The sequence below is a fragment of the Deltaproteobacteria bacterium genome, from assembly GCA_016219225.1.
Lineage (GTDB): Bacteria > Desulfobacterota > RBG-13-43-22 > RBG-13-43-22 > RBG-13-43-22 > RBG-13-43-22.
Map to the genome: position 1 here is coordinate 1 of JACRBX010000181.1, position 10560 is coordinate 10560.

The 10560-nt window shown below is 48.6% G+C and carries 14 protein-coding genes; 6 read left to right on the forward strand and 8 right to left on the reverse strand.

The window, feature by feature from the left end:
- The coding region (locus HY879_15720) for a hypothetical protein (GenBank protein MBI5604787.1) at window positions 1-437 on the reverse strand (437 nt) is incomplete at its 3' end.
- Between the two features lie 290 nt (window positions 438-727).
- Here HY879_15720 and HY879_15725 point away from each other — a divergent pair.
- From HY879_15725 to HY879_15750, 6 genes are all read left to right on the forward strand, one after another.
- Window positions 728-1108 carry a helix-turn-helix domain-containing protein gene (locus HY879_15725; protein ID MBI5604788.1) on the forward strand — a complete coding sequence of 127 codons (381 nt, stop codon included), beginning with the start codon at window positions 728-730 and terminating at the stop codon, window positions 1106-1108.
- A 73-nt stretch (window positions 1109-1181) separates the two neighbouring features.
- Window positions 1182-2444, forward strand: a complete 1263-nt coding sequence (locus HY879_15730) for an O-acetylhomoserine aminocarboxypropyltransferase/cysteine synthase (protein ID MBI5604789.1) — start codon at window positions 1182-1184, stop codon at window positions 2442-2444.
- On the forward strand, window positions 2441-3607 hold the full coding sequence (locus HY879_15735; GenBank protein MBI5604790.1) for a homoserine O-acetyltransferase: 1167 nt from the start codon (window positions 2441-2443) through the stop codon (window positions 3605-3607). The genes HY879_15730 and HY879_15735 overlap by 4 nt, the downstream gene beginning before the upstream one ends.
- Before the next feature lie 10 nt (window positions 3608-3617).
- Window positions 3618-4214, forward strand: coding sequence for a methionine biosynthesis protein MetW (gene metW, locus HY879_15740; GenBank protein MBI5604791.1), 597 nt, complete (start codon window positions 3618-3620; stop codon window positions 4212-4214).
- Window positions 4211-5155, forward strand: coding sequence for a serine acetyltransferase (locus HY879_15745; GenBank protein ID MBI5604792.1), 945 nt, complete (start codon window positions 4211-4213; stop codon window positions 5153-5155). The genes metW and HY879_15745 overlap by 4 nt, the downstream gene beginning before the upstream one ends.
- A gap of 80 nt (window positions 5156-5235) precedes the next feature.
- Window positions 5236-6258: a DUF2804 domain-containing protein gene (locus HY879_15750; protein ID MBI5604793.1), complete on the forward strand. Its 1023-nt coding sequence runs from the start codon at window positions 5236-5238 to the stop codon at window positions 6256-6258.
- A gap of 203 nt (window positions 6259-6461) precedes the next feature.
- Here HY879_15750 and HY879_15755 read toward each other — a convergent pair whose 3' ends face one another.
- The 7 genes from HY879_15755 to HY879_15785 form a co-directional block, all read right to left on the reverse strand.
- Entirely contained in the window at window positions 6462-6902 is a 441-nt protein-coding gene (locus tag HY879_15755) for a HEPN domain-containing protein (GenBank protein MBI5604794.1), read from the reverse strand.
- Window positions 6886-7224, reverse strand: coding sequence for a nucleotidyltransferase domain-containing protein (locus tag HY879_15760; protein ID MBI5604795.1), 339 nt, complete (start codon window positions 7222-7224; stop codon window positions 6886-6888). The genes HY879_15755 and HY879_15760 overlap by 17 nt, the downstream gene beginning before the upstream one ends.
- Before the next feature lie 3 nt (window positions 7225-7227).
- Window positions 7228-7521, reverse strand: a complete 294-nt coding sequence (locus HY879_15765; GenBank protein MBI5604796.1) for a hypothetical protein — start codon at window positions 7519-7521, stop codon at window positions 7228-7230.
- A 15-nt stretch (window positions 7522-7536) separates the two neighbouring features.
- Window positions 7537-8196: a DNA repair protein RadC gene (radC, locus tag HY879_15770; GenBank protein MBI5604797.1), complete on the reverse strand. Its 660-nt coding sequence runs from the start codon at window positions 8194-8196 to the stop codon at window positions 7537-7539.
- A gap of 24 nt (window positions 8197-8220) precedes the next feature.
- Window positions 8221-8883, reverse strand: coding sequence for an RloB domain-containing protein (locus HY879_15775; GenBank protein MBI5604798.1), 663 nt, complete (start codon window positions 8881-8883; stop codon window positions 8221-8223).
- Complete coding sequence (locus HY879_15780) at window positions 8883-10157, reverse strand: ATP-binding protein (protein ID MBI5604799.1); 1275 nt, start codon at window positions 10155-10157, stop codon at window positions 8883-8885. Before HY879_15780 ends, HY879_15775 begins: the two co-directional genes overlap by 1 nt.
- Before the next feature lie 184 nt (window positions 10158-10341).
- Window positions 10342-10560 (reverse strand): specificity determinant for hsdM and hsdR (locus tag HY879_15785; GenBank protein ID MBI5604800.1); only part of this gene is annotated, 219 nt, incomplete at its 5' end.

The following is a 10560-nucleotide window of genomic DNA, read 5'->3' on the forward strand; positions in this document are numbered from 1 at the left end:
ACCCGTTTGGAGTCAGAAGCCAGTAAAATCGAAATGGCAAGACCAGCGAAAAAAAATGGAATAATAATCGCCAGGTAAATGATAAACAGATAGACCCAGTTGATCGTCTGGTCAAACGTAGAGATAGTCAGCGGAACCCGGATAATCAGAAAAAGGGCAAAAAGAGCGGTTAGAGAAAAAAACAGGCAGTAGCTTCCGACCCGGGACTTTGGGAACCATCTATTACTGTTTCTGGTGACAGCCAGTGTCACCCCTGCAATCCCAAACCCAAGCAAGGCGGTCGACACGATAAGAAATGCGTAATTTGACCATACCACAAAAGAAAAAATGCGTGTAAGTGTGATTTCAAAAAGAAGGGTACCTAATGCAAGAAAAAAAATACCAAACAGGTCGTGCCTGTCAATTACCCATGACAAACGTGTATTATTTTCGCTCATAATAAACTCGCTATTTCCAAATAGTGATCAAACCGCTCAAAACTTTTGACAAGAACCCGCTTTTTAATGAAGGGTGTATGAGGAGGTGGAAGGGAGTATAAGAGAAGAAAAATACCAGGTCAAGAGAAAAACATAGAGCCAAAGGCAGGGAGGCAAGGGTCCTTCCGGGAAGGTCTGGCCAACAACGATCAGCCCATTAAAAAAATTATTTTTTTTCTTGACGTCTATACCACAATGTGGTATCTTTACTGAAAAAGTGGTCTTTACGCAGCTTTTCTCCCGAGTGGGTAATGAAAAAAGAAATATTCGTATCTTATCGAAAACAGTTAGGATTAACGCAAAAAGAATTGGCCCAACTGCTGGTTACTTCGGTCAAGGCCATCCACAGCTATGAACAGGGCTGGCGCAACATTCCGGAGAACATCGAACGGCAGCTCTTTTTTCTGATTTCCAGGCAACAACAACGGGACTTGAATCCCCGGGAATGCTGGATCATAAAAAAATGTCCTCCGGAGAGAAAAAAAAAGTGCCCGGCCTGGAAATTCAATGCCGGCCGTTTATGCTGGTTCATCAATGGAACCGTTTGTGAGGGATCGGTCCAGAAAAACTGGAGTGACAAGATGCAATTGTGCCGGGACTGCGAAATATTTAAACCGATAATGAATTTTTAAATTATTTTCCCTTTGCGTCCTTTGCGGCTTTGCGGTGAAAAAATTATTCTAATCCATTCGGAGGAAAACCATTATGGCAAAAGAAAACCAATACCGTTTTGATACCCAGGTCATCCACGCCGGCCAGTCACCTGTCTCCTGGGAAGGGGCGACCCTCCCTCCGATCTTCCAGACCGCCTCACATCTGCATCCGACGGCCGAAAATTTGAGTCAGACTTTTGCAGGTCAGACCAGGGACCATATCTACATGAGGCTGACCAACCCGACCAATCGCACCCTGGAAGAAAAATTAACTTTGTTGGAAAGGGGCAAAGGCGCTATCGTCATGTCTTCCGGAATGGCGGCTGTGACCAATGCCTGCCTGGCCTTATTGCGATCAGGGGACGAGTTCGTAGCCGGGAATTCCCTTTTCATGTCCACTTATCTTCTTTTTGTCAAGGTTTTTTCCAAATATAACCTGAAGGCGCGGCTGGTCGAACCCACCGATACCAAGGCGGTTGCCGAAGCCATTAATGAAAAGACCCGGTTTGTCTTTGTGGAAACCATCGGCAACCCCAAGCTGGATATCCCCAACCTAAAAGAGATCGCCCGGGTGGCCCATCAGGAAGGAATTCCCCTGATCGTGGACAACACCCTGGTTACACCCTATTTATGCCGTCCCTTTGACCAGGGTGCCGACGTGGTCATCCACTCCACCACCAAATACCTGAACGGCCATGGGGCGGCCGTCGGCGGCGTGGTCATCGACAAGGGGGAATTCGATTGGTCCGGGGAACGATTTCCGGATTTCAAACCCTTTATCGACCGCAAAGGTCCCCTGGCCTTCCTGGACAAGGTCTGGCGGGAACATCATATCAACTTCGGCACCACCCAATCTCCTTTTCATTCTTATTTAACCATGCTCGGTCTGGACACCCTTTCCCTCCGGATGGAACGGATCATGAAAAATGCCTCCTTAATTGCCGGTTATTTAAAAAAACGACCCGAGGTGACCTGGGTCAACTATCCCGGATTCGCGGACCATCCTTCCCACTCAACCGCCGGGAAACTGTTTCAAGATAAAGGGTTCGGCGGCCTGATCACCTTCGGCCTCAAAGACCAGGCGGCCTGTTTTCAATTTATTAACCGTCTCCGTTTAATCTATCACCTAGCCAATTTAGGGGATTGCAAGACCCTGGTGATTCATCCCTACTCTTCCCAATATATCTCTTTTGATGACGAAACCCGGCTGGCCTTAGGCATTTTTCCTGACCTGATTCGCCTTTCCATCGGGATCGAGGATGCCGAGGACCTCTGCGAAGACCTGGGGCAGGCCCTGGAAGGATCAGCCCCTTGAGTGAATACATTGAACATGACCCGCAAGGGGTTTCCGTGGGAATGGTGGAGAAGAAATTCTTCACCTTCGCCGATCCGCCCCAGGAGATGGTCCTGGAATGCGGGGCCCGCTTAGGGCCGGTGACCCTGGCCTATGAAACCTGCGGGATCTTAAACCCGGAGAAGAACAACGTGGTCCTCATCGCCCATGCCCTTTCCGGGGATTCCCACGTGGCCGGCTATTATTCCCCGGAGGATACCAAGCCCGGCTGGTGGGATATTATGGTCGGACCGGGGAAGGGAATCGATACGAACAAATATTTTGTCATCTGCTCCAATATCCTGGGCAGTTGTCTGGGCACAACCGGGCCTTCTTCGGCTGATTCCAGGAATAATAAGCCCTACGGGCTGGATTTCCCCGTGGTAACCATCGGTGACATGGTAGCGGCCCAGAAGCAGTTGCTGGATCATCTGGGAATCGAAAAAATCCTCTCGGTCATAGGCGGCTCCATCGGGGGGATGCAGGTCCTGGAATGGGCCGTCCGCTTTCCGGAGAGGGTCCTCTCGGCCATCCCTCTGGCCACGACGACCAGACATTCGGCCCTGGCCATCGCCTTCAATGAGGTGGCCCGGCAGGCCATCATGGCCGATCCGAACTGGAAGGGGGGCAATTACTATTCGGGACTCAACCCCTCTTTAGGTTTGGCGGTAGCCCGCATGATCGGACATATCACCTATCTTTCCGATGAGTCCATGCGGCTGAAGTTCGGACGGAGGCTTCAGGATAGAACAGATTTTTCCTATAATTTCGACGCCGACTTTCAGGTGGAAAGCTACCTCCGTTATCAGGGGGCCAAATTCGTGGAACGGTTTGACGCCAATGCCTTCCTCTATATTACCAAGGCCTCCGACTATTTCGACCTGGGCCTCCAACACGGGAACGGCTCGACCGTAAGGGCTTTTTCCAAGTCCGCGGCCAAATTCCTGGTGGTTTCCTTTACCTCCGATTGGCTCTATCCCACCTATCAATCCAAAGGAATTGTCCGGGCCTTGAAAAAAAACGGAAGGGATGTCAGCTTCTGCGAAATAGAAGCCCAATGGGGCCATGATGCTTTTCTGCTGCCTAATGAGCGTTTAAATGAAATGATCAGAGGATTTTTAGACCGTGTCTATCGTGAAATTTAAAAACAACGGGATTCGTTTTGATCTCCAATTAGTGGCCTCCTGGATCGAACCGGGGGCCAGGGTGCTGGATCTTGGCTGCGGAGAAGGGGATCTGCTTTTATATTTGAAGACCCATAAAAATATCGAGGGCAAGGGCATCGAGCATGATGAGCCCAAGACCGTCCGCTGCATCGAAAGAGGACTTTCCGTTCTGCAAGGGGACCTGAATGAAGAGATCGCCGACTTTCCGGACAAGAGCTTCGACTATGTAGTCTTGAGCCAGACCCTTCAGCAGGTTTATGAACCGGATCAATTACTCCGAAACATTCTGCGTATCGGGCAAAACGGGATTGTCAGTTTCCCCAATTTCAGCCATTGGCAGGTCCGCTGGCAGTTACTTACCAAAGGATACGCACCGGTTACGGCTCAACTCCCCTATCAATGGTATGATACGCCGAACATCCGGGTCATCACCATTAAGGATTTTAAGCATTTTTCGAAGGAGGTCGGTTTTAAGATCGTCCGGTGGGCGGCAGTCAACACCCGGGATCAGGAGAAAAGCGGGCAGATGATTACCTTTCTGCCCAATCTGCGGGCCACTTACGGCATTTTTCAAATAAAACAATGAATTTAAAATCCCATTCCTATAAATGTCTTCCCGAAGCTCAGGCCTTTTCAGAGTTTGACCTGCAGGCCCTGGCCCGGGAATTACTCTTTGAAACGGATCCGCACCATCCAAAAGCCTTTAAGCCGGCCATCACCCTGCCGAATCCGGAGGCGGTCAACCGACTGTTGGATGAAACCAGGCACATACTTTTCCCGGGATATCTGGACTACCAGGAACCCTACCCCGAATCATGGGGGAAAAAACTCGAATCAGATCTCGGGGTCCTTTTTAAGGGATATCAAGAGCAGATCAGTTTATCTTTTCCTCACGACTGCAAACATCTTAGACGACTCTGCACCTATTGTCAGGACCGGGGGCATGAAAAAGCCGCCGAGTTTCTTCAGGGCCTTCCAAAAACAAAAGCCCTTCTGCAAAAGGATATCCAGGCCGCCTTTGAGGGAGACCCGGCCGCCAAGAGTCTCACGGAAATTATTGTCAGCTATCCCGGATTTTTTGCCATAACCATATACCGGATCGCCCATGCTTTGCATGGATTGGGCGTTCCCCTGCTTCCCAGAATGATGACCGAATACGCCCATAGCCGGACGGGAATCGATATCCATCCCGGGGCCAGCATCGGGGAACACTTTTTTATCGACCATGGGACCGGTGTGGTCATCGGTGAAACAACGGTGATCGGGGACCGGGTACGCATCTACCAGGGGGTTACCCTGGGGGCACTCTCCTTACCACGCAACGCAGGAGATCTTTATCGCCATAAAAAGCGGCACCCGACCATTGAAGACGATGTAATTATTTATGCCAATGCCACTATACTGGGAGGGGAAACCATCATCGGGGCCGGAACCATCATCGGAGGCAATGTCTGGATTACCGAAAGCGTACCACCGGATACCAAGGTAATCCTCAAGCATCCTGAACCTATTTATCTGAGAAATTAGGCCCCACCTTTTTTATCTCACCAGCCCCAGGATCCCCGGTAAATCCGAAAGGAAATATCCCTGAAAAAAAAGGAGGCAAGATGGATAAGACCAAAGAAAACTCCTTGATCGGTATGGACGGGAGGCCCTGTTTCGGCATCTACAGCAGCCCCCTGCCCTCTTTCAATCTGGACGATTTCCGCCCCTACAGCACGAAAGACCGTGCAATTTTGGTTAAAAACTGGATTTTAAAGTACCGGATCAAAAGATGGGAATACCTCGGCCTCTGCAACAATGACATCATTTTCGGCACCGCCATTGTCCGCCTCGGTTATATGTGCAATCTGTTCGCCTATCTCTTCGACCGCCGAAACAACCGAATCAGGGAATATAATATCCTTACACCCGGCGGGGGTGCAGCCGTCTTCGAAGGGTCTTCTCGCCAAGGTGAAATCCATTTCACGAAAGGGAAAACGACGGTCCGGATGATCAACCATCCCGACAGGATCACCCTCGAAGGGACCATCAGGGGAGAACTTTCCATCAACCTTTGTTTTTTCAAATATTCTGCTCCCCTTGTCTGCCTTAGCCGAGTGGGGCTGAAAGGCTTTAACTATACCCACAAGGAGGCAGGCATCCCCGTCCGGGGGACGGTAAGCTTACCGGGGGTCTCCTGGGATATTCAGGAAGGACGCTCTTTCGGCGTCCTGGACTATACCCTGGGCTACCTGGCCCGTCAGACCTTCTGGAACTGGGCCTCCGGCGGTGGTATAGACCGGGCAGGGAATCGTATCGGTTTCAATCTTGTCCAAGGGGTCAACGAAACGGGATTTACGGAGAACGCTTTCTGGATCAATGGGCGTCTGGTCAAGACGGATGTTGTGGATTTTCGGTATGACGACCTGGATCTCCTGAAGCCCTGGCACATGGTCTCGAACGATGGCCGGGTCCGGCTTCAATTCCTGCCGGAGGGCAAACGTTCGGCGAATACCAATGCCGGTCTTCTGGTGAGCAGGTTCCACCAGCCCTTTGGTCGATTCAAAGGGACATTAGGGGACGGGAATCAGGTCTGGGAACTGGAAAACGTTTCCGGCTTTACCGAGGAACACTATGCCAAGTGGTAACCCAAGCCCCCCTTGAAGTATTCCGCGGTATTACGACCGGTATCAGTTAAGTTTTTTAAAAAACTGTTTTCACCGCAGAGGCACAAAATGGCCCTGACTGAATTTTTCAGTCAGGCTTGTTAAGATTCGACTGCAGTCCTTTCGTAGCCAGCTTTCCCCTGGGCCTTTCATCTGCGGAATGTCTGTGACCTTTCATTCTCCCCTCATTGGAGGCTTGAAGGAATCTCTTTAATTTTAGTTTTAGGAATAAGGGCTTTCGCCCAATCTAATACTTTGTCGGCGAGTTGGATGGCCTCCTCCTTATCCATTTCGGTGATCGCCTCCCAATAACCCGGATACCGGGTTTCCACGGCATAAGGAGTCAGGACGTCCACCTCTTTCAAATCTTCCGGCAAGGCAATTCCCGCTTCTTCGCAAACTTCTATCAATTCCTGTATGTCATGGGTTAAGGGAAAATCTGCTTTGGAGAACAGGAGAACGGCCTTGAATGCTTTTTCCACCGCTTGCTGGGCATGAAAACAAATTTGTTCCGGCAGAATATCCGGGTCTTCCTTTCCCAGCTTGGCCAGTTTCAAATCACTTAAGGCATGATCCAACCCTTCTTCGGGAGAAACCATCAAGCGTTTTTTAGCGGGCGGATTCATAAACCACCTTTCCCTTGTTGATCGCTTCTTTATAAATCAAACCGGGTATGGTCATTAATTCTTCCAGCTTATTTTCGGGAACGACCAGGATATCCATGGGCATATTGATTCCTTTTAAGGCTCGCCGAATGCGGATTCCTTCCTTCCTGGGATTATCTATTTCGTCCCCGGCTACCACCAATATATCAAGGTCGCTATTGATATGCTGGTTTCCTCGGACATAGGACCCAAACAGGATCAGCTTCCTGGGATTGCTGACTTCAACAATTTTGCTGATAACTTTCTGAATTTTTTCCGAAGTAATTTCCCATTTCATGGCCATTTATCATCTCCAACCGTTTCTTACTGGTGATGGGATTTCAATAATGCCGTATTTCTCCGCATTATCCCGTTTAAATTTCCATAAAAGATCGAGAACATCATCTCTTTTCATCACTTTTCCCCTCCAATGGTTACCTCGACAATCTTCATCGGGCTTCATCGGGTTGTTTTCGACGACATCCACCGCCTTATGATTCTGACTGAATTTTTCAGTCAGGCTCGTCAAGACCGATATTATGATTTCTGCCCCAGCATCCCCGGTAACTTGAGCGGGTCTCTGCAAACCATAAAATCCCATCTCCCCAGCTGCCCCTCAAATTTCTTTTTTTTCAAGAAAGCTATAATAACTTGCTCGGTTGAAAATGATATGATCGAGGAGTTTGATGCCCAGTATCTCTCCTGCTGACATGAGTTGTTTGGTGATTTCCATGTCTTCCTTGCCGGGTTCCACATTCCCAGACGGGTGGTTATGGGCGACGATGACCGCGCTGGCCCGGTCCGTTATGGCATCGGCAAAGACCTCGCGGGGGTGGACATGGGTCTTGTTGACCAGCCCCACGGAGATAACCCGCACCGCTATGACTTCATTGGAACCGTTCAGGGAAACACAGAGAAAATGTTCCTGCTTCCGGTCGGCGTAATGCTGAATCAAGGGAAGCACTTCGGCAGGGAAACTTATTTTAAATCCTTCCGGTTTGATCCTCCGTCGGGCAAATTCCAGGGCCGCGGCAATCAGGGTCGCCTTGGCCGGTCCCATGCCGGCGATATTCTGCAGGGCCGAACAATCGGGCGTGCCTCCGTTGGAATCAATGGCGGTCAAGACCTGGTTGGCCACGGACATGACATCATGCCCTTCTATACCCCGGCCAATAAGGATAGCCATGAGTTCCACATCGGACAACGCTTGCGGTCCTTTCTTAGCCAGCTTTTCCCGGGGCCTTTCATTCTGCGGAATGTCTGTGACCCGTTTCATCGATCTCCCTTTGCAGGTAATAATCTATCTTTTCAAGCTCTTCAGGTATTCGACCAGAACATATATTTTTGTTGAGGGATTATCCGTTCCACTGGATTCGTGAAATTTTCCCAGTTGTTTGGCATTGCTGATGGCTTCCTCCGTCTTGTCGACGAGATAAATCAAAAAGTTTTGAGAGCCCTTATCATAGTCAGGTATATGCTTTCTGAGATCCGACACAACCAATTCACAATTTGATTCATTAATGGGTGCATCATACTGGCGGGTGGTGTAGGTAAAATGAAGAAGCAGCCAAAACTCGAAACAGGGAATAGAGGTAGTGGCATGGATTGTGGCACCTTTTCTGAGCCGGACGGAACGTATTTTATCCACGGTTGCATCGTAGGTGGCATGTTTGTCTCGGTCAAAAACACAATAAACGTGGTCGAAATCCCTTTCTTTGTTATATTCTTCAAGGGCATAATCAACAAGCCTTTTGGGATCAAGCCCATTCTTTTTATCGCCAATGACCACGTTAGCTCTGTTCAAACCAAAATAGTTTATCAGCCATCTAAAGTAGTGAGGCTCAGTCTTTCCACCCTCGCAGACTATCAATACCCGGGGGAGAGGACTAAGAGTGGCTATTCTCCGGCGATGCATTTCGGCCTTGCGGGCTTTTCTTTTGTGAAAGAGGTTATCCGTACCCATTAAATTTTCAGATCTTTAATTGCCGGCAAAGCTCCGTAGCGTCCTTTTAAATACCCTTTTTCGATAGCTTCACCCTTGCGGGGGCTGAAATCACTAAGAGATGTGAGTTTAGTGGCATTCTCATGATCTTTTTCCACAAACCAGATCTGATCCCGACGGAAGAGATCGGTATCAAGAATGGACGTATCGTGGGTGGAAAAGACCAACTGAGCATTATTCTTATTAGCCTTTTTGCTGTGGAAATTTTCGACAAGAAAGCGGATCAGGAGAGGATGAAGACTTGTATCCAGTTCATCGACGAAGAGGATGCGCCCTCTTTCAAGGACATCAAGCCACGGACCTGAAAAGGCAAATAATTTTTGTGTCCCATCTGATTCTTCGGAAATATGAAAAAATACCGGTTGATTGTTATTATCCCGGTGTTGAAAGCGAACCAGAGGAACCCCCTTTTCCTGCAGATCTCTGACGATTTTTTCTTTCACTTCCTGGGGAATGCCTTCTGGCAAAATTCCCGACGGAATAGGAATTTTCTTTAACTCAATATCGATCCCGTAAATACTGATATCCGCCGAGTTCATGAATTCCATAATCCGATTTCTTCCCTCATCGGAACCACATTTATCAATGGTGAACTGAAGATTGATCGTTTCCCCAGGGAGAACAACAGAAAGTTTTTGTTGAAACCAGTTAAAAATCGGCTTTAATTGTTCATTGTTAAGCTGGATGGCGGTCGAAAGAAACAGGGCATTCTTTCTCGTAGCCTCCTGCCAGAGTTGTTTTCGTCCGGTAAATTTACTTCCAAAATACCAGTTTTCTTTATCTGTCTTCTTGTCGTATGATCGTTCGAACCAGCGTTGTGCCTTGCCTTCCGGATAGGCCAGCAGCCATTCCTTGACCACTCTGGCGGTATTAAGGGCAAGCCCATACTGGTAACGCACCTGATCCTGGATAAAAAAGATCTCAAACTCACAAGGATCTTCCCTGGTCTCAGCAGTCAGGGCGAAAGGGGCTACGCTAATCATCTTCCCTTCCTGAAGGGCATGTGAAGTAAGGACAAATGCCTGCATAAACTGCATGGCCTTAAATAAATTACTCTTACCCCCCGCATTCGGCCCATAAATGACCCCCGAGCGCAGCAATTTCGGCAAACCAGTGATGCCGGATTCAAGACAATTGGTCTCCTCAAGACCCCGGTAGTACTTGCTGGCCGCCATACTAAGGGTCAGGGTTTCCTTGATAGATCGAAAATTGGTGACATTGAACTCGATAAACATGGCTTAACTACCTTTAAAATTTATTTTAAAGATAATTATTGCTTATTTTTTGCAAAAGTCAATATTTAATTGAATATAATATCAAATTTAATCGGAAGGCGTCCCGGGGGCTGAAATAGTCCACATTAATATACCCTTTGTGTTGTAATTCAAGACAGGAAGGAATTAAAGCACATAGAATATACTATGCCTTGGTCTTCTTTCTTCCCGTTATTTCTTTAGGATGTCTATCTTCAACTTTTTGAGCCTTGGTTCGTTTTAAGAGTTCAGAGGCCGGTTCGTCGTTCAGGTCCTGGGGCACGAGTTCACCGCGGAAGGCCTTGGCCAGGATGGATTGGGTGAGTTTATCCACTTGAGCTTTTGCTTTGTGGTAACGGGCTTCGATCCTGTTCAAGGGCAAAGA